Here is an 18335-nt window from a genome sequence, read left to right on the forward strand (position 1 = left end):
GTGAAACCCCGATGACGACCACGCGGGAACGCACCGACCTGCTGGACCAGATCGGGTTGAACGCACAGAACAAGGCGGGGCTGGGCCAGGTGCTGGGCACCGGGACCATCGGCCGGGCCACCGAGGAGCCGGACGGCCGCATGCGGGCCACCATCCGCATCCACCCGGACGAGCTTTCCTGGGACCCCTCCATTCTGGTCATGCCACACGGAGGCGATATCGAGCTGGAACTCGTCAACGACGATCGGAACACCCACTGTGCGCTGCTGCCCAGCAATGGGGACCGGAAGTTCATCTGGCTGGTGAACCATTCGCGCGGGCGGGCACACCTGAATCTCGACGGGCCGGGCTATTACTGGTTCGGTTCCCCCACGGGCAATGACGAGGGCCGGGGACTGACCGGGGCCATCGTCGTCATGGGGGACGCCCCGCCGGAGGCCCGCCTCGACCGTCCCGCACAGCCGCGACCGTAAGAGGAAGGAGGCGGAGCACGATGACCGTCGACTACGTGGACGCGGGCGAGGCCGTCGACCAGGGAAACCTGAGCGGCAAGGTGGCGGGCGGCGAGGTCGCACCGCCGGTGACGGCCGGCATCGACTACGAACGCATCCTCCACGCCCGTGAGGAACCCCAGAACTGGCTCACCTACTACGGCGCCTACAACGGCCAGCGCTACAGCCCGCTGGACCAGATCAACACGGAGAACGTCAGGCGCATCGGCCCCGCGTGGGTCTTCCAGGCCGGTACGACCGGGCTGATCGCGGGCGCGTCGACGTACTCGTTCGAGGCCGCCCCGATCGTCGTGGACGGGGTCATGTTCCTGTCCGGCTGGGACGGCTGGGTGTGGGCCCTCGACGCGAAGACCGGCGTGGAGATCTGGCGGTACAAGCATGCCGTCCCCTTCGACGTGTCCCTGTGCTGCGGAAACGTCAACCGGGGAGTCGCGGTGGCGCAGGGCAAGGTCTTCTTCGTCACGGCGAACGCGCGGCTGCTCGCGCTCGACGCCCGCACCGGGAAACGGGTGTGGGACCGCACCTACGGCGACGTCCGGGCCGGGGAGAGCGCGACCGTCGCCCCGCTGATCGTGAAGAACCTGGTGATCGTGGGGAGTTCGGGCGGCGAGTTCGGCGTGCGTGGGCACCTCGACGCGTTCGACCTCGAGACCGGCGAGCACCAGTGGCGCTGCTACACCGTGCCGAAGCCCGGGGAGCCGGGCGCCGAGACCTGGCCGGCCGACGGCGAGGCGTGGGCGCGCGGCGGGGCCAACTGCTGGCTCACCGGCACCTTCGACCCGGAGACGAACCTGCTGTACGTCGGCACCGGCAACCCGGCGCCCGACTTCGACGGTGCCGTCCGCGAGGGCGACAACCTGTTCACGGACTGCATCATCGCCGTCGACGTGGACAGCGGCCGGATCCGCTGGCACTACCAGTGCACCCCGCACGACCTGTGGGACTACGACAGCATCGGCGAGTGCATCCTGTTCGAGCAGGACGGGCGCAAACTGCTGGGCCACTTCGACAAGAACGGCTACTTCTTCGTCCTCGACCGCACCAACGGCGAGCGGGTCGGGATCACCCCCTTCGTGGACCGCATCACCTGGGGCGCGATCACCCGGGACGGCCAGGTGACGGCCAAGCTGTACCCCGACAAGGAGGGCGAGCCGGTCCACTTCTACCCGGGTCCGGCCGGCGCCAAGGAGTGGACGCACGCGGCCTACAGCCCCAGGACCGGGTTGTTCTACGTCCCGGTCCAGGACACGGGCGCCACGGCGACCCGGCGCCGCCGGGAGTTCAAGGAGTCCATCCCGTACTGGGGCGCCGGCGTCCAGGTGGACATCGAGGACATGGCGGGATCCGTGAGCGCGTTCGACGCGAACGGCGAGGAGAAGTGGCGCTGGCGCAACGAACTGCCCATGTGCGCCTCGGTGCTGGCCACCGGCGGCGACCTGGTGTTCGCCGGTGAGCCCTCCGGCGAGTTCGACGCGTTCGACGCCCGCACCGGGGAGCTGCTGTGGCAGTTCCAGTGCGGGAGCGGCCACCACAGCAGCCCGACCACCTACATGGTCGACGGCAGGCAGTACATCGCCGTACCGGTCGGCTGGGGCGGCTGGGCCGAGGGGTTCCTCCCCGGCATGCTCGGCGCGGGACACGGCAGCGCCCTGATGGTCTTCGCCCTTCCGGAACCGGTCTAGCACCGCCCGAGAGTGCCGCTTCAGGCGGAGAGGAGGTGGATCCATGGAGTGCGAGCTCGCTGTGTGGGAGACACCCGACTTCGACGAGATCGTGGTCGCGGCCGAGGTGACCATGTACCTCGCCCGGCTGGAGGACTAGCGAACGGGAGGACCAGCGGACATGCGGCGGCGCCGGAGCCGGTCCGGCGCCGCCCGGTGTCCGAACGGCCCTGACCGAGGGAGGTGCCGACGTGTTGCTGCGTGTCCTGGGGTCGGCGGCGGGGGGCGGCTCCCCGCAGTGGAACTGCGGCTGCCCGGTGTGCGCCGCGGTGCGCTCCGGAGCGGGACCCCCGCGCACCCAGTCGTCGGCCGCGGTCAGCGCCGACGGCCGCCGGTGGTTCCTGCTCAACGCCTCGCCGGACGTGCGTGCCCAGATCGAGGACTTCCCCGGGCTGCGTCCGCACGACGGCCGCACGACGCCCCTGGAGGCGGTGCTGGTCACCGATGCCGAGCTGGACCACACGCTCGGCCTGTTGCTGCTGCGCGAGGCCCGCGCCCTGCGGCTGTACGCCACGCCCGCCGTGCACAAGGTCCTGTGGGACGGCACCGGGGTCCTGCGGACCCTGGAGCGCTACTGCCCGGTGGAGTGGCGTGCGGTGCTGCCCGGCGCCGACCTGGCCCTGGCGGACGGGCTGTCCTGCCGCGCGTTCGACGTCCCCACCACCAAGCGCGCCCGGTTCGGGGCCAGGGCCGACCACGGGCGGGTGGTGGGCTACCGGCTGACCGACGAGCGCGACGGCGGGACGCTGGTGTACCTGCCGGGGGTGCAGGCGCTGACCCGGGCGCTGCGCAGGGAGATCGAGGGCTGCGGTTGCCTGCTGGTCGACGGGACCTGCTGGCGCGACGACGACCTCGTACGGCTCGGACTGGCCGGCAAGACGTCCCGCGAGATGGGCCATCTGCCCATGGACGGCCCGGACGGCAGCCTGGCGCTGCTGTCCTCGCTGGGCGTGGGCCGGGTGGTGTTCGTGCACATGAACAACACCAATCCGGTCCTCCTCGACGGCACGCCCGAGCGGCGTACCGTGGAGGAGTACGGCATGGAGGTTGCCATGGACGGCCTTGAGGTCCGGGTGTAGTGCCGTGACGGCGACAGCGACCACGGTGACGGGCGAGGACGGGTTCGTCGAGGCGTTGCGGGCCCATTCGCGGCGCTACCACGACCAGCATCCGTTCCACGTCCGGATGAACGCCGGTGAGCTGAGCCGCCGGCAGATCCGGGGCTGGGTGGCCAACCGCTTCTACTACCAGGAGAACATCCCCCGCAAGGACGCCGCGATCCTGTCCAACTGCCCCGACCCGGAGGTCCGCCGCCGCTGGGTCCGGCGGATCCTGGACCATGACGGCACCGCCGCGGGCGAGGGCGGCATCGAGGCGTGGCTGCGGCTGGGCGAGGCCGCCGGGCTGACCCGGGCGGAGATGCTGGACCACCGGCATCTGGTGCCCGGGGTGCGGTTCGCGGTCGACGCGTACGTGAACTTCGCCCGGACCCGGCCGTGGGTGGAGGCGGTCGCCTCCTCGCTCACGGAGATGTTCGCGCCGGATCTGATGGCGGCGCGGCTCGCCGGGTTCGAGCGGTGGTACCCGTGGATCGCCCCGGAGGGCCTGGCCTACTTCCGGGCCCGGCTGGAGCAGGCTCCCCGGGACTGCGAGCACGCCCTGGAGGTGGTCACCACGCACTGCGTCTCCGCCGAGTCCCGGGCGCGCGCCGTCGACGCGCTGTCGTTCAAGTGCGACGTCCTGTGGTCCCTGATGGACGCCGTGGACCAGGCCTACCCGGAGTGACGATCATGGACCCGACCCCTGTCACCAGGACCCGGCCGAGCACCGTCGAGGTGTCCGGCACGGACCGGCCGCGGCCGGCGCGCCACGTACGGCTGGACTACTCCCGCACCAGGCAGTGCCGGATCCTGCTGCACCCGGAGGCGGTGGTGGTGCTCAACGGCACCGGCGCCGCCGTCCTCGAACTGTGCGACGGGCGGCACACCGTGGCCGAGATCGTGAGCGAGCTGGGCACGCGCTACCGGAGCGTGCCCGAGGAGGAGGTAGCGCGGTTCGTGGGCCGGCTCGTCGCCCGGCACTGGCTGGAGCTGACCGATGGATAGCCCGTTCGGACTGCTCGCCGAGCTGACCTACCGCTGCCCGCTGGCCTGCCCGTACTGCTCCAACCCGCTGAACCTGGCCGACTACCGGGACGAGTTGACGACGCCCGACTGGATGCGGGTACTGACCGAGGCGGCCGATCTCGGCGTGCTGCAGTGCCATCTGTCGGGCGGGGAACCGCTGCTGCGGCGGGACCTGCCGGAGATCGTGGCGCACGCCCATCTGCTGGGCCTCTACACCAATCTGATCACCAGCGCGGTCGGGTTCTCCCGGCCCCGGGCGGAGCTGCTGCGGACCGCGGGCCTGGACCATGTGCAGGTCAGCATCCAGGCCGACGAGCCGGCCCGGTCCGACCGGATCGCCGGGGTGCCGTCCTTCCGGCGCAAGGTCGAGGCGATGGGCCTGGTCAAGGAGCTGGGCTGGCCGCTCACCATGAACGTGGTGCTGCACCGGTACAACATCGGCCATGTCGCCGAGGTGCTCGCCCTTGCCGAGGAGGTGGGCGCGGACCGGGTGGAGCTGGCCAACACCCAGTACTACGGCTGGGCGTGGCGCAACCGCGCCGCGCTGCTGCCGAGCCGGGCCCAGCTCGCGGCGGCCGAGGAGGTCGTACGGGCCGCGCTCGAACGGCTGCGGGACCGCATGGAGATCGTCTACGTCCTCCCCGACTACTACAGCCGCTATCCCAAGCCCTGCATGGGCGGGTGGGCGTCCCGGCAGCTGACCGTGACACCGAACGGCGACGTCCTGCCCTGCCCGGCCGCGCAGTCCCTGCCGCTGCCGCGGGCCAGTGTGCGGGAGGAGTCGCTGGGGCGGATCTGGGCCGAGGCGCCGGTGATGAACGCGTTCCGGGGCACCGACTGGATGCCGGAGCCCTGCCGCGGTTGCCCCCGCCGGGAGGTGGACTTCGGCGGCTGCCGCTGCCAGGCCTTCCTCCTCACCGGCGACCCGGCCCGCACCGACCCGGTGTGCCATCTGTCGCCGGACCACGAGCTGGTCGAACGGGCGGTGGCCGCCGCCAACTCCGGTCGGCGGGCGGCGGATCCGGCGCTGGTCCCGCGCCCGCACCAGGCCCGGCGACCGGTCCGCCGCTGAGCCCCCGGGGTCACCGGGAGGGGCGGGCGGGCACGAACAGGCTGAGCCGGTAGGTCGTCGGGTGCGCCAGGCGTCCGCACAGGGTGTCGACGCGGGTCGTCGACCAGTCGGTCGGCTCCGGCCCGGCACGCAGCCGGCGCAGGTACGCCTGCCACTCGGCCCGGTCCTGGGTCTCGAAGACCACCTGCCAGTGCCCCGCACCCGATCCGCCACCCGCGGCCTGCTGCCGCCGCTTCCTCTTCCGCTGCCCTGGCACCGCCCCAGCATTCCCGTCCCGGCACCACCGCGGCAACTCCGTCGCTCACGTACACCGGGCCGGGAACCGGGGCCTACCCTCCGTACACCAGCGGCAGTGCCACCGCGGCGAGGATCAGGGTGATGCCGCTGAGCAGGTCCGAGCGGATGCGGATGAGGCGGGCGGCGGCGCGGCCGAGGCGCAGGCCGAGCAGGGACATTCCCGCGGTGATGACGCCGAAGGTGGCGGCCGACAGCCATGGGGAGAGCCCGAGGATGCCGAGACTCGCCCCGGCGATCAGATTGTCCAGGCTCAGGGACAGCGGGATGCCGAACAGCGCCCAGGGGTGGTCCAGTTCGTCCGGCTCGGGGTGGCGCAGGGACGAGATGACCAGGTAGAGGCCGTAGCCGCCGAGCGCGGCCGCGCCCACCACGTCGGCGACACCGCCGACGGTCTCCCCGATCTCGTGACCGACCAGCAGCCCGACCAGGGGCATCACCGCGTCCCACAGGCCGAAGGTCAGCGCGACCTGCACCGCGCGCCGCAGACCGAAGGGGACGGTGCCGAGCGCGATCGATACCCGGAAATTGTCGAGACTGAGAACGAAACCCAGGCCCAGCATTTCCCAGACCATGTTCAAAAGCCTATACCGGGCGGCTCGCCGGGGATATCCGACGGACCCGCGACCGTGACCGCGGACTGCGCGGCGTTCGAGGGAGCGTGCGGGGCACACCCGCACGATCGTCCTGCCCCCTGCCCGAGCCGGACCCCGCGCGGCTCCGTATCCTGCTCGAACGGCTCGGAGGGAAGGCCGAGGTTGCTGTGAGGGATCGGGGGGTGCGGCGGTGCGCCTGATCGCGATGGAGGCGGCGCGGCACGACTGGGCGGGCATGCGGTGCGGGTGCGGTGGCTTTGCCGGTCACCTCGCCGGGGATCTGACGGCCGTCGCGGCGGCCGGGCCCGGCCCGGAACCGGACGTCGGCCTCGAAGGGCACGTCTGGTCCCCGGTCACTTTGTGGGAGCCGGCGCCCGCGGTGGTGTCCGTCGCCCTGGCCGCCCTCGCGGACGACGTCGCGCCGGTGGTCCGGGAGTGGTTCCTGCGGCAGTTGCAGTACCTGGTGACCGGCGAGGGGACCGATCCCTCGTCCGCGCGGCGGGGGATCGATCTGCCGGAACGCTGCCGGGACCTGGCCGTGCAAGGTCTGTGGCTGCTCTACGCGGAGGTGATGTCGAACCGGTCCCTCGGTGCGGTCGGCAGCGCGTTCGAGATCATCACGGTGCTGGAGCCCGACAGGGCCCGTCTGGAGCGGGTCCGGGAGATCGCGGCCGGCTGGCTGCCGGTGTGCTGCCGGACCGGTCTGTGCGACGACCGGTAGGCCCTCGCCGGCCCCGGTCCGGCTTCAGCCCGCCGACTTCACCGTCAGATCGCCGTTCCTCGTCGACAGGTCCAGGCGGTATCGGCCCGTGGGGTCGTCCTGGAACGCCATTTTCTTGTCGCCGTTGAAGTCGTCGGCGGAGATCCGGTACGCGGCGCGCGGGACGGTGACCGTGAGACCGCCGCTGGTGGTGCGGGCCTTGATGTTCTGCGGGGTGGCCGTCTGGATGGTCACCTCGCCGTTCGAGGTCTGGGTGTCGATGTCGCCGCCCCTGGCGTTCTTGACGGTGACGTCCCCGTTGGAGGTGCGCAATCTGACCGAGCCCGTCGCGTCGCGCACCGCGATCTCGCCGTTGCTGGTGTGCACGTCGACCGCGGCGACGTCGGTCAGCGACAGGCTGCCGTTGGAGGTGCCGCCCGCGACCGGCAGACCGGCGGGCGCTTTGACGACGTAGTCGACGCCGCATTTCCTGCCGCAGCCGGAGAGCACCAGAACGCCGTCGGTCACGCGGAAGGACGTGCCGGTCGGCCTGTCGCCGCGGTAGTCGACCTTGCGGTGCACGAGGATCGCGGAGGCGCCGGCCGAGGGTTCGACCGTCACCGAGCCGTCACCGGTGTCGAGACGGATGGCGGTGACGTTCCCCGCCACCTCGGCGTCGTCCTCGAAGGTCTTCCCGCCGAGGGCCGTGCAGGCGGTGAGCCCACCGGCGGTGAGTACGGCCGAGGCCGCTGCGACAAGGACGGGCGTCCGCAGGCCGCGCATGAAGGTCCCCCTGGGTGAAGCGAGTCGAGTCGGTGATCAGTCGCTTCGATCCTATGCGGGCGGCCGGGGGCCGACCGTCGCGCGCACAGGTCCATGACAACCTGGCTAGGCTGGCCCGATGACTGAGTTCAGCGTCCTCGGCGACACCACGGCATGGCGGCAGGACTTCGAACGGCGGCGGCGCGACTGGTACCTGGCGTCCGGGCTCGGCGAGGCCGCGGCGGCGGAGCTGCTCCGCAAGGAACGCGAGGGCTTCGACGACTGGACGGTCGTCGAGGTGACGTCCGCCGGGACCCGGGTGGGGTACGTGGCCGTGGCCGTGTCCGAGACCGACGGCATCCTCGCGGGGCGGATCGGCGACCTCCATGTCGACGCGGAGCACGAGCGGGCCGCACTGGAGTGGGCGCAGACGTGGTGCGCGGAGCGGGGAGCGCGCCGGGTGAACGTCCGGCTCGCCGGGGCCGCGGGCGAGTCGTTCGCCGGATACGCCGTGCGGGGCCAGGTGCGGGTGCGGCCCCTCGGTTCGCCACCGGAAACGGTGGACGGCGTCACGGCGCGGCCGATGACCGAGGCCGAGTACTCCGGGTGGCTCACCGCCGAGAAGGCGTCGTACATCGACGGCATCGTGCGGTCGGGCTCGATGAGCCGCGAGGAGGCCGGGCGCAAGTCGGACGACGACTTCGGCAAGCTGCTTCCCGATGGCCTGGCGACGCCCGACAACACCCTGCTGGTGCTGGAGGCGGCGGGCGAGCCGATCGGCACCGGCTGGCTCCGGCACGGGCACCTGCCGGGGGTCACCTACGGCTACTCGCTGCACGTGTACGAGGCGCACCGTGGCAAGGGGTACGGGCGGGCCGCGATGGCGGCGGGCGAGCGGACCACCCTCGCCGCGGGCGACTCGGCGCTGATGTTCACCGTGTGGGGCGGCAACGAGGTGGCCATGAACCTCTACACGAGCGCCGGCTACCGGGTCCTGGACGAACACCGGTCGACGGACCTGCCCGGCTAGCGTCGGTGGGCGGGGGCGGAAGCGGCATTCGAGGGGATCGGTGCCTCCGGCCGGCGTGCGGTGACGGCCGGGGGCGGGGTGGGCCGCCGGTGTCTCAGTGCCGGGTGGTCCGCAGGGCGGCCAGCAGCGCGACGGCGAGGACCTGGACGGCGACGACCACCGTGACCAGCAGGGGGATCGAGTAGCCGTACAGTCCGCCCGTCAGGGCGCCGCCGACCAGGCTGCCCGCCCCGACGGCGCCGGCGAACAGGCCGTACGCGGTCGCTCGGCGCCCGGTGGGCACCAGGTCGGCGACGGTGGCGCGCAGGGTGGACTCCTGGATGCCCATGGCGGCGCCCCACACCAGCGATCCGGCGGCCGCGACCGCCACCGTGCCGGTGAAGGCCAGGGCCGCCACCGCGGCGGTCAGCACCGGCAGGGCGACCAGCACCCGGGGACCGATCCGGTCGTAGAGCCAGCCCGTGGCCAGTGCCGCGACCGCGTCCACCGCCATCGCCGCCGCGTACAGCACCGGCACCCACGCGGCGGTCAGCAGATGCCGTTCGACCAGGTGGTAGGAGAGCACGCCGAAGGGGGCGAAGCCGCTCGTGGTGACCGCGGTGAAGGCGGCGTAGGTCCAAAAGGCCCTCGGCAGCCGGCCGTTGCCCGGCTCCGGTGCCGCGGCCGGTGTCTCGCGCTCGTAGTCCTGCGGGGACGGGACCCGGGCCCGCAGCCGGAACAGCACCAGCAGTACGGCGATGCCCGGGAGGGCGAGCACCCCGAGGGCCGGCCCGTAGTCGTCGCCGGTCAGCGCGAGCACGCCGGCCACCAGCAGCGGCCCGACGAGCGCGCCGATCTGGTCCAGTGCCTCGTGGACGGCGAAGCCGCGGCCCCGGCCGGTCGCCGCGGCGGCGTGCGAGAGCAGGGTGTCCTTCGCGGGCGACCGCACCGCCTTGCCCACCCGCTCGGCGATCACCAGGACGCAGGCCGCCCACAGCACCCCGGCGACGCCCAGCAGCGGCACCGAGACGACCGTCAGGGCGTAGCCGCCGATCGCCAGCCCCCAGAAGCGGCCGGTCCGGTCGGCCAGCGGCCCGGAGACCAGCCGCAGCCCCAGCGCGGCGGCCTCACCGGCACCGGTGACCACGCCGACGAGCAGCGCGGACGCGCCCAGCGAGGCCAGCAGCGGCCCGGTGATCGAGCGGGCGCCCTCGTACACGACGTCCGCGAGCAGGCTGACCGTGCCGAACCAGACCACGAACCGCCACGGGCTCATCCGTGCCGGTGACCGGTCCGCTTCCGCGCTCATGTGCTCGTGGCCTCTCCGCCTCGCCGCCCTCCCCTCGACCTTCCCTCGATGCGCACGGCGGGAACGTCGGGCGGGACGTACGGCCCCCGCCGGAGCGGGTCCGGGCGGCCCGCTTTGGAGGTCCGTCGGCCCCTGTCGGCGCGGGCCCCGGCGGCGTCATCGTCGTGGGGAGTCACCACGAGGCGGAGGTCTCCGTTATGAGCGGCAGGCAGTGGCTGTGGCGGTGGCGGAGCAATCCGCTGCGGCGGCCAGAGGACATCGTCGAGGCCTGGATCGTGCTCGCCGTCTGGGTGTTCGTGGTGATCGGCGGCGCCGTCGCCGGGCTGGTGGTCTGCCACGGCGCGGAGCAGCGGTTCGCGCAGCAGCGCGCGCAACGGCATCCCGTCCGGGCGGTCCTGACGGCCGACGCGCCGCACGACGTCACGGCGCGGTGGTCGGCGGACGGCCGGGTCCAGGGCTCGGTGCGCTGGACGGCGCCCGACGGCACGCGCCACGACGGGCACGCCCTGGTGGACCCGACGCTGCGCGCGGGGGCGGGGGTGCCGCTCTGGCAGGACGACCAGGGCCGGCTGACCGCCTCGGCACCCGCGAAGCCGGTCGAAGGGCACATCGAGGCCGGCCTCCTCGCCACCGTCGCGGCCCTCGCCGCCTCCGCACCGGTCTTCGGCGCGGGCGCCCTCGCGCGCGCACGGCTCGACCGGCGCAGGATGGCCCACTGGGACCAGGAGTGGGAGCTGGTCGGGCCTCGGTGAGGCGAGGCCCAGGAACGAGACGCTGCGCTTCGGCACCGGGGCGTCGGCGCGGCCGCTCACATCAGGGGCCGGAGCACGTCGTAGGCCCAGGACGCGAGCGTGGTCGGGGTGGTGCTGCGCACGGTGCGCGGCTGCTGCGGCACGAAGCCGTCCCGCAGCCCGGTCGACATGCCGATGACCGCTTCGACCAGTCCGTCGGTCATGCCGGAGGCGCGCAGCAGCTTGCGCATCGCGTCGTCCTCGACGCGTTCGACGCGCAGCGGGCGGCCGATGGCGGCGGACACGATCTCGGCGGCCTGCGGCCAGGTGAGATCGGCCGGGCCGTGGACCGCCTGTACGTGGCGGCCGGACCAGTGGGTCGTCAGCAGGCGGCCCACCGCGACCTCGGCGATGTCGCGCGGGGCGACCCAGGGCATGGGCTGGTCCAGCGGCAGGATCACCGGGATCGTGCCGGCCCGGATGGCGTCGCGGTAGGACTCCAGGTTGCTGAAGAAGAAGCCGCAGCGCAGATGGGTGACCGTGGCGCCGAGCGCGTCGAGGGCGGTCTCGGTGCCCGCGAGGCCGTCGATCTCCCCGGCGCCGTGGCGCAGTTCGGCGCCGACGCTGCTCAGGAAGACGGTCCGCCCGATGCCGTTGGCCCCGACGGCGCTCACCACGCTCGCCGTGGCCAGCGCGTAGTCCCCGAGCGGGTCCTCGCCCGTCGACGGGGGGTCGACCCAGAAGAGCGCGTCGGCCCCGGCGGTGGCGGCGACGACCGCCTCCGCGTCGCGCTGGTCCACCGCGACGGCGTCGGCCTCACGGCGCACCCCGGGGTCGAGCCGCCCGGGGTCACGGACGAGGACCCGGGGCCGCAGCCCGGCCCGGACGAGCATGGCGACGACGTGGCGTCCGACGTTCCCGGTGGGGGTGGTGACCGCGATCCGCATGGTCTGGTTCCTTTCGGTGGCCGACGGCTCGACGCTATGCGGCAAACCGGACAACCGCTGTCTGCTATGACCGAGGAATCAGCCGTGTGCCACCACCGAGGCCGCCGAGGCCCCGCGAGCCGAGGACCAGCAGTCCGGCGCCTTCGAGGGCGAGCGGCGCTGCGGCCGTACAGCCCTCACCCCGCCCCCTTGCGTCTTCATGCGACCGGAGGGACCAATGGCCCCTGGCAGGCGCGCGCCACCCGGTCTTTCATGGAATTCCGCGGCGGCACCCGCCGCAGGGAGGAGACGAGGACGATGTCCGCTCCCGCACCGGCTGCCAGGGAGGACACGCCCCGGATCGTGGTGGGTGTGGATCCCGACCCCGCCCACCGGACGGCACTGGCCTGGGCGGCGGACGAGGCCGCCCGCCGCCGGCTGCCGCTGCGCCTGGTCCACGTCGAGGGCGTGCCGACCCTCGGCGACCGGAGAACGGCGGTGCCGCCCTCCTGGGAGGGCTGGAACGAGGCGCTGCACGAGGCGGGGAGACAAGTCCTGGAGGAGGCGGCCGAGTTCGTCACGGCCCGGCACCCGGAACTGGTCACGGACACGCTGCTCGCGGAGGGCGATCCGGTGTGGACGCTGTCCGAGCAGAGCCGTGGAGCCACCTTCACGGTGCTGGGTTCGCGGCATCCGAGCCGACGGCAGGAGGTGTTCGGATCGGCGTCGATCGCCCTGCCGGTCATGGCCCGTACGCACGGCCCCCTGGTCGTCGTGCCCGAGCCGGAGCACCTCACGCAGGAGCGGCCGTACTACGTGGTGGGCGTGGACGGAAGCGAGGACTCGGCGGCGGCGGTCGACCTGGCGTTCGAGGAGGCGGCCCTGCGGGGCGCCGGCCTGCGGGCCCTGCTCGTGTGGGAGCACGGGCCGCTGCGGGTCTTCGACGAACACGGGCCGCAGGACGAGAGCCGCCGGCTGCTCTCCGAGATCGTGGCGGGGCGCGGGGCGCGCTACCCCGAGGTGGAGCTGCACCACGAACTGGTCGTCGGGCACCCGGTCCAGGTGCTCACCGAGGCGTCGGCCCACGCACTGGGCCTGGTGGTGGGAACCCGGGGCCGCGGGGGCTTCACCGGCATGCTGCTGGGCTCGGTGAGCCAGGGTGTGCTGCACCACGCCGAGTGTCCGGTCATCGCCGTCCCGACCCGTCGGTGAGCCGGTACGAAGGGAGGTCACCGTGACCGCGGAACCCGTAGCCGTGAGCACGGTCGCGGCACTCGTCGAGGACGCCGCCCTGGCGCCCTCGCTGGACAACGCGCAGCCCTGGAGGTTCCGGTACCTGCGGGACACGGGCGTCCTGGAGCTGTACGCCGATCTGGAGCGCACGCTCCCGCACGCCGACCCGGAGAACCGGGGCCTGCACCTGGGCTGTGGGGCCGCGCTGCTGAACCTGCGGGTGTCCGCCGCCGCGGCGGGGCTCGCGCCGGACGTCCGCCTGCTGCCCGACCCGGGACGTCCGGACCTCCTCGCCGAGGTGCGGCCGCACGGCACCGGGGCACCGGACGGTGCTCTGGCCCGGCTGCACCCTGCGGTCCGCGAGCGGCACTCCAGCCGCTTTCCCTACCGTGACGAGGACATCCCCGCGGCCGTCAAGGAGCGGCTGTACGACGCGGCCCGCGCGGAGGGCGCCCAGCTGCTGTTCCCGGGGGCATGGCACGTGCGGTCGATTCTGGAGCTGGCGCGGGACGCCGAGGGCCGGGAGGCGCAGGACCCGCAGCGGCGTGCGGAGACGGCACGCTGGGCGCACACGGAGCAGCCCGGGTCCCCGGCCCCCGCCGACGGCATCCCCGCCGAGGCGTTCGGCCCCCTCCCGAGCGGTTCCTCCACCGTCCGTGACTTCGCCGCCGGCCGTCCGATGCCAGGGCGCGCGTGGGCCGCCTTCGAACAGAACCCCAACCTCGCCCTGCTCGGCACGGCCCACGACGCGCCCGCGGACTGGCTCCGCGCCGGTCAGGCCCTGGAGCGGGTCCTGCTGCGCGCCACCACGGACGGCCTGGTCGCCTCCCTCACCTCCCAGCCCCTGGAGCAGCCGGAAACCCGCTGGGCCGTCCGCGATCCGCTCTCCGCCATGGCCCATGTGCACATGGTCCTCCGCATCGGTCACGGTCCGAAGGGTCCCGCGAGCCCCCGACGGCCGGTGTCCGACCTGCTGGAGGTCGTCTGACCGGTGCGGGTGCGCGTCGGTGCCGAACGGGCGTGCTCGGGTGCCGTCGGTCTCGGTCGGGGGCGACGGACGGCCGGGGCCCTCCAGCCAGGCCCGGGGCGGCTCGCTCATCCAGCGGCGCTCATGTTCCCGAGGGCGTGTCCCGGGTGTCGTCGGTCCGGAAGGTGAGGCTCCCGGAGACCGACACCACGCCGTCGACGCCCCGGCACAACTGCTCGATCACGCGGATCTGGGTCCGGAACTCCACGATGCCGGTGAGGGTGACCCGCCCGTCGCGCACCTCCGCCGTGACGTCCCGTGGATCGAGCAGGAGGGTGCCCCGCAGCAGGTCCCGGTTGATCTCCTCGCGGATGGCCTCGTCGCGGCGCAGGAACACCCGCAGCAGATCGGCGCGGCTGACGACGCCCACCAGCCGGTCCGCCTCGTCCACCACGGGCAGCCGTTTGACGTGCCGCTGCTCCATGAGCCGGGCGGCCTCGACGACGGTCCACCCGGGCCGCGCGCACACCGCGGGAGCGGACATCACCTCCTCCGCCCGGGCGCCCTCGGCCCTGGCCCGCTCCTCGGCCTCCAGGTGCGGTGCGAGGGTCAGCCCCGCGGGGTCCGCCTGGTCGGCGCTCTTGCGCAGCAGGTCGGCCTCGGACACCACGCCCACCGGACGGTCCAGCTCGTCCACCACGGGCACGGCGGTGATGTCGTTCTCCTCCAGCAGCCTCGCGAGTTCCTTGAACGATGTGTCCTGCCGTGCCCGGACGACGTCCCGGGTCATGAGCTCTTCGACCGTACGGTGGTGCATGTCGCCTCCCGGATACGGGCGCCCGCCCGGCGGGACCCCGGACTGGGGCCCGTGCGCGGCGCGGCCCGGGGCGGGTCGGATAACAGCACCATTCTGCGGAGCCCGGGGCGATCATGCGAACTCGACCGGGCCGGTCGGCGCCCCCGGCAGGGGGCGCCGCAGGGACCCTTCCCTGCCGCGGGCTCGAGGCGGCGTCGCCCGGCCGCCGTCGCGTGCGGCATCATGAGCGGGTGGACGAAGCGGAGCGGCTGCGAGACGTGTCCCGGCTGTGGGAGGAACACCGCCGCGCGGCGTTCCCGGCCGATGTGCGGGGCGCGGAGCCGGCCGGTGTCGACCTGGTGCTGCTCGACGCGACCGTCGCCGGCTGTGTCTCCGGCTGGCTGGACGGCGGCGGCAGCCTCGACGCGGAGCGCGGCCGCATCCTGCGGGACGCCGTCACGGACCTCGACCGGGTGCTCCCGGAGATCCCCGGGGCCGACGGACCGCGGTACTTCCGCCACCTGCGCCGGCTGGCCGTGCTCGTGACGGCGGCCCCGCCCGGCGCCGCCGTCAGGTGAGACCGGAGCCCGTCCTCGCCTCCCCGTTCACGCCTTCCACGTGCCCATGCGGTCCAGGCGGCGCAGCTGCTGGCGGGCCGTCGGGGCGTCGAGGCCCCGGGCGCGCTCGGTGAGGCGCCCGGCCACGGTGGTGCGCAGTTCGGTGGGCTTCTGGTTGTCGTACTTGAACTTGGCGCGCACCTCGAGCACTTGGAGCCTCAGGCCGCGGATGCCGGAGAGCATGCGGCCGTAGGGCGGCCGGTCGGCTTCCACGGGGGCGTGGTCGCCGTCGGGCTGGAAGTGGGCCAGCTGGCGGCGCAGCAGGTCGGCCTTGTCCTCGGGGTCGTCCAGGACGTGGGCGCGGCAGGTGAACTGGACGGCCGCGTAGTAGCTGGTCGGCACGCCGTCGGTGGGCGGGACGTCCGGATTGGCGCGCCAGGTGCCCGGGATGAAGGCGTAGTCGCCGGTGACGGCGAAGGTGACGTTCGGGTCGTGCTCGATCGCCTTCCACACCGGGTTGGGCCGGGCCAGGTGGACGAGCAGGTCCTTGCCGTCGGCGGCGAAGTGGGTGGGGACCACGGCCGGCGCCTCACCGGGCAGGCCGTTGACGCAGAGGTGCCCGAAGTCGTGGCCGTCGGCGATCCAGGTCTGCCATTCGGCGTCGTCCAGACTCGCGTCCCAGGGGTGGATGAGCATGCGGGGACCGTACAGCAGTCCGGCCAGCCGGTGTCAACCAAATGACCTCGAAGTGCATTGCACTGCACTTCGGCGAGGCGGCGCCGGCCGCCGGGCGACGCGGTGCCGCACGGCGAAAACCAGTGTGCCGTGCGGCTCGTGGGCGCGATCATGAATCGTCCACCGATCCCCGACCACCGAGGAAACGACCGACATGCCCGTACCGGCCGACCCGACGATCCTCCACCCGATGCCCGAGCAGCCGCGGGTCGTCCTGCTCAAGCCGCTGGTGAAGTCCCCGCTGATCGAGGTCGGGGAGTACTCGTACTACGACGACCCGGACGACCCGACCGCGTTCGAGACGCGCAACGTGCTCTACCACTACGGGCCGGAGAAACTGATCATCGGCAGGTTCTGCGCGCTCGGCACGGGCGTGCGGTTCATCATGAACGGCGCCAACCACCGCATGGACGGACCGTCCACCTTCCCCTTCCCCACCATGGGCGGCTCCTGGGCCGAGCACTTCGACCTGCTCACCGGCCTGCCGAACCGGGGTGACACCGTCGTCGGCAACGACGTCTGGTTCGGGTACGGCGCGACGGTGCTGCCCGGCGTGCGGATCGGCCACGGCGCGATCATCGCCGCCGGCGCCGTGGTCACCGGCGACGTGCCCGACTACGGCATCGTCGGCGGCAACCCGGCCCGCCTGATCCGCACCCGCTACGACGCCGAGGACGTCGCCCGGCTGCTGGCGGTCGCGTGGTGGGACTGGCCGGCCGAGCGCATCACCGAGCACATCCGCGCCATCATGTCCGGCTCCGTCGCCGACCTGGAAGCGGCGGCCTCGGACGCCCGGGGCAGGTGACGCGGCGAGGGCGCGGCCCGGGGCGCCGAAAATACGGTGCCCCGGCGCGCGGGCGCCGCTAGGGTCGGGGGCATGAACTTCCTTCAGATCTACGGCTGATCGCGTCGGGGCGACGCCCCGGTTCCGCCTCCGCCCGCCGCCGCGCGGCCCTCGGCGCCCGAGTCCCCTCGGTGCCGTGGCCGCGCCGGTCCGGCGTGCCCGTTTCCGCCGTAGACCTGAAATGAGACCCCATGGCTTCCCTGCCCAGCCCGTCGTCCTCCCCGTCCCGCCGCCGTGCCCATATCGCCATGGTCGGCATTCCCGCCGTCAGCCATGTGCTGCCCAGTCTGGCGGTCATCCGTGAGCTGGTGGCCCGCGGTCACCGGGTGACGTACGCCAACGACCCGTCGGTCGCCGACCTGGTCACGGGAGCGGGCGCCGAACTCGTCCCCGTCCCCTCCGGGTTACCGGTCGCCGACAACGCCTGGCCGGAGGACCCCGTCGAGGTGATGAGCGTCTTCTTCGACGACGCCGTCCGGGCGCTCCCCGTGCTGCGCGCCGCCTACGACGACGATCCCGCGGACCTGTACCTGTACGACATCGGCGCCTACGCCGCCCGCGCCCTCGCCGAGTCGCAGCGCCGCCCCCTGATGCAGTTGTCCCCGACCTTCGTGGCCTGGGACGGATACGACCAGGAAGTCGCGGCCCACATCCGGCGGTTGCCGGGCGCCGACGCCTACCGGGCGAGGTTCACCGAGTGGCTCGCCGGCTGCGGGGCGACGACCACCGACGTGGACGCCTTCTGCGGCCCGCCCGCGCGGTCCCTGGCGCTCATCCCCCGGGCGATGCAGCCGCATGCCGACCGGGTCGACACCGGCGTCGTCACCTTCGTCGGACCCTGCTTCGACCAGGGGAAGGCCGCGCAGGACTGGGCCCGCCCGGCGGACGCGGAGAAGGTGCTGCTGATCTCGCTCGGCTCGGCGTTCACCCGGCGGCCCGAGTTCTACCGCCGGTGCCTGGCGGCCTACGGCGACCTGCCCGGCTGGCATGTCGTGCTGCAGATCGGCAAGTACGTCGATCCGCAGGAGCTCGGGGACATCCCGGCCAATGTCGAGGTGCACTCGTGGGTGCCGCAGCGGGCGATCCTCCAGCAGGCGGACGCCTTCGTCACCCATGCCGGGATGGGCGGCTGCGGTGAGGGGCTGACGGCGGGCGTCCCGATGATCGCGGTACCGCAGGCCGCCGATCAGTTCATGAACGCCGACCGGCTGGTGGAACTGGGCGTGGCCCGGCGCATCGACACCGCGGACGCCACCGCCGACGCCCTGCGGACCGCCCTGGAGGAGCTGACGCGGGACGCGGAGGTCGCCCGCCGCTCGGCACGGCTGCGCGCCGAGGCGCGGGGCGAGGGCGGCACCGGGCGGGCCGCGGACCTGGTCGAGGAGATGCTGGGCTGAGCCGCACCGGCCCCCGGAACCGCCTGCTGTGAGCGGCGGCTCCGGGGG

22 protein-coding genes are annotated in these 18335 nt (G+C 73.3%); 15 read left to right on the top strand and 7 right to left on the bottom strand.

Going from position 1 to position 18335, the window contains the following annotated elements; all coding sequences use genetic code 11:
* Positions 1-11 precede the first annotated feature (11 nt).
* From BLW85_RS02850 to pqqE, 7 genes are all read left to right on the top strand, one after another.
* Positions 12-473 (top strand): MSMEG_3727 family PQQ-associated protein, encoded by a 462-nt coding sequence (locus BLW85_RS02850; protein ID WP_070029363.1) that lies wholly within the window; start codon positions 12-14, stop codon positions 471-473.
* A gap of 20 nt (positions 474-493) precedes the next feature.
* Positions 494-2194 (top strand): PQQ-dependent dehydrogenase, methanol/ethanol family, encoded by a 1701-nt coding sequence (locus BLW85_RS02855; protein ID WP_070029364.1) that lies wholly within the window; start codon positions 494-496, stop codon positions 2192-2194.
* A gap of 43 nt (positions 2195-2237) precedes the next feature.
* Positions 2238-2333 carry a pyrroloquinoline quinone precursor peptide PqqA gene (pqqA, locus tag BLW85_RS02860; RefSeq protein WP_070029365.1) on the top strand — a complete coding sequence of 32 codons (96 nt, stop codon included), beginning with the start codon at positions 2238-2240 and terminating at the stop codon, positions 2331-2333.
* 91 nt (positions 2334-2424) lie between these two features.
* A complete protein-coding gene (gene pqqB / locus BLW85_RS02865; RefSeq protein WP_074990397.1) occupies positions 2425-3312 on the top strand; it encodes a pyrroloquinoline quinone biosynthesis protein PqqB in 888 nt (295 codons plus the stop codon).
* Between the two features lie 4 nt (positions 3313-3316).
* Positions 3317-4018 (top strand): pyrroloquinoline-quinone synthase PqqC, encoded by a 702-nt coding sequence (gene pqqC / locus BLW85_RS02870; protein WP_074990399.1) that lies wholly within the window; start codon positions 3317-3319, stop codon positions 4016-4018.
* A 5-nt stretch (positions 4019-4023) separates the two neighbouring features.
* Positions 4024-4338, top strand: coding sequence for a pyrroloquinoline quinone biosynthesis peptide chaperone PqqD (gene pqqD / locus BLW85_RS02875; RefSeq protein WP_074995947.1), 315 nt, complete (start codon positions 4024-4026; stop codon positions 4336-4338).
* Complete coding sequence (gene pqqE, locus BLW85_RS02880) at positions 4331-5431, top strand: pyrroloquinoline quinone biosynthesis protein PqqE (protein ID WP_070029368.1); 1101 nt, start codon at positions 4331-4333, stop codon at positions 5429-5431. Before pqqD ends, pqqE begins: the two co-directional genes overlap by 8 nt.
* A 10-nt stretch (positions 5432-5441) precedes the next feature.
* On the opposite strand, the gene BLW85_RS02885 is transcribed toward pqqE, so the two are convergent.
* Both BLW85_RS02885 and BLW85_RS02890 read right to left on the bottom strand, forming a co-directional pair.
* A complete protein-coding gene (locus tag BLW85_RS02885; RefSeq protein WP_070029369.1) occupies positions 5442-5687 on the bottom strand; it encodes a hypothetical protein in 246 nt (81 codons plus the stop codon).
* A 73-nt stretch (positions 5688-5760) separates the two neighbouring features.
* Positions 5761-6300: a manganese efflux pump MntP gene (locus tag BLW85_RS02890; protein ID WP_074990401.1), complete on the bottom strand. Its 540-nt coding sequence runs from the start codon at positions 6298-6300 to the stop codon at positions 5761-5763.
* A gap of 211 nt (positions 6301-6511) precedes the next feature.
* On the opposite strand from BLW85_RS02890, the gene BLW85_RS02895 reads away from it, so the two are divergent.
* Positions 6512-7042 carry a hypothetical protein gene (locus BLW85_RS02895; RefSeq protein WP_074990403.1) on the top strand — a complete coding sequence of 177 codons (531 nt, stop codon included), beginning with the start codon at positions 6512-6514 and terminating at the stop codon, positions 7040-7042.
* A 24-nt stretch (positions 7043-7066) separates the two neighbouring features.
* Here the strand turns inward: BLW85_RS02895 and BLW85_RS02900 are convergent, their stop codons facing one another.
* Positions 7067-7804 (bottom strand): DUF4097 family beta strand repeat-containing protein, encoded by a 738-nt coding sequence (locus tag BLW85_RS02900; RefSeq protein WP_074990405.1) that lies wholly within the window; start codon positions 7802-7804, stop codon positions 7067-7069.
* A 118-nt stretch (positions 7805-7922) separates the two neighbouring features.
* Between BLW85_RS02900 and BLW85_RS02905 the strand changes: the two genes are divergently transcribed.
* Entirely contained in the window at positions 7923-8813 is an 891-nt protein-coding gene (locus BLW85_RS02905) for a GNAT family N-acetyltransferase (RefSeq protein WP_074990407.1), read from the top strand.
* Positions 8814-8907: 94 nt separating this feature from the next.
* On the opposite strand, the gene BLW85_RS02910 is transcribed toward BLW85_RS02905, so the two are convergent.
* On the bottom strand, positions 8908-10101 hold the full coding sequence (locus BLW85_RS02910; RefSeq protein WP_074990408.1) for an MFS transporter: 1194 nt from the start codon (positions 10099-10101) through the stop codon (positions 8908-8910).
* Between the two features lie 197 nt (positions 10102-10298).
* On the opposite strand from BLW85_RS02910, the gene BLW85_RS02915 reads away from it, so the two are divergent.
* Positions 10299-10853 carry an Rv1733c family protein gene (locus BLW85_RS02915; protein ID WP_074990411.1) on the top strand — a complete coding sequence of 185 codons (555 nt, stop codon included), beginning with the start codon at positions 10299-10301 and terminating at the stop codon, positions 10851-10853.
* A gap of 56 nt (positions 10854-10909) precedes the next feature.
* Here the strand turns inward: BLW85_RS02915 and BLW85_RS02920 are convergent, their stop codons facing one another.
* Positions 10910-11779 carry an NmrA family NAD(P)-binding protein gene (locus tag BLW85_RS02920; protein WP_074990414.1) on the bottom strand — a complete coding sequence of 290 codons (870 nt, stop codon included), beginning with the start codon at positions 11777-11779 and terminating at the stop codon, positions 10910-10912.
* A 297-nt stretch (positions 11780-12076) separates the two neighbouring features.
* Between BLW85_RS02920 and BLW85_RS02925 the strand changes: the two genes are divergently transcribed.
* Together BLW85_RS02925 and BLW85_RS02930 are read left to right on the top strand one after the other, a co-directional pair.
* Positions 12077-12970, top strand: a complete 894-nt coding sequence (locus BLW85_RS02925) for a universal stress protein (protein WP_074990416.1) — start codon at positions 12077-12079, stop codon at positions 12968-12970.
* A gap of 22 nt (positions 12971-12992) precedes the next feature.
* Positions 12993-13979 carry an Acg family FMN-binding oxidoreductase gene (locus tag BLW85_RS02930; RefSeq protein ID WP_074990418.1) on the top strand — a complete coding sequence of 329 codons (987 nt, stop codon included), beginning with the start codon at positions 12993-12995 and terminating at the stop codon, positions 13977-13979.
* Positions 13980-14100: 121 nt separating this feature from the next.
* On the opposite strand, the gene BLW85_RS02935 is transcribed toward BLW85_RS02930, so the two are convergent.
* On the bottom strand, positions 14101-14775 hold the full coding sequence (locus BLW85_RS02935; RefSeq protein ID WP_070029378.1) for a CBS domain-containing protein: 675 nt from the start codon (positions 14773-14775) through the stop codon (positions 14101-14103).
* Positions 14776-15005: 230 nt separating this feature from the next.
* Between BLW85_RS02935 and BLW85_RS02940 the strand changes: the two genes are divergently transcribed.
* Entirely contained in the window at positions 15006-15332 is a 327-nt protein-coding gene (locus tag BLW85_RS02940; RefSeq protein ID WP_074990420.1) for a hypothetical protein, read from the top strand.
* 27 nt (positions 15333-15359) lie between these two features.
* Here the strand turns inward: BLW85_RS02940 and BLW85_RS02945 are convergent, their stop codons facing one another.
* Complete coding sequence (locus BLW85_RS02945) at positions 15360-16007, bottom strand: FMN-binding negative transcriptional regulator (RefSeq protein ID WP_074990422.1); 648 nt, start codon at positions 16005-16007, stop codon at positions 15360-15362.
* A 193-nt stretch (positions 16008-16200) separates the two neighbouring features.
* Between BLW85_RS02945 and BLW85_RS02950 the strand changes: the two genes are divergently transcribed.
* Positions 16201-16851 carry a CatB-related O-acetyltransferase gene (locus tag BLW85_RS02950; protein WP_070029381.1) on the top strand — a complete coding sequence of 217 codons (651 nt, stop codon included), beginning with the start codon at positions 16201-16203 and terminating at the stop codon, positions 16849-16851.
* 230 nt (positions 16852-17081) lie between these two features.
* A complete protein-coding gene (locus BLW85_RS02955) occupies positions 17082-18287 on the top strand; it encodes a macrolide family glycosyltransferase (protein ID WP_074990423.1) in 1206 nt (401 codons plus the stop codon).
* Positions 18288-18335 lie beyond the last annotated feature (48 nt).

Source organism: Streptomyces misionensis, from assembly GCF_900104815.1.
Lineage (GTDB): Bacteria > Actinomycetota > Actinomycetes > Streptomycetales > Streptomycetaceae > Streptomyces > Streptomyces misionensis.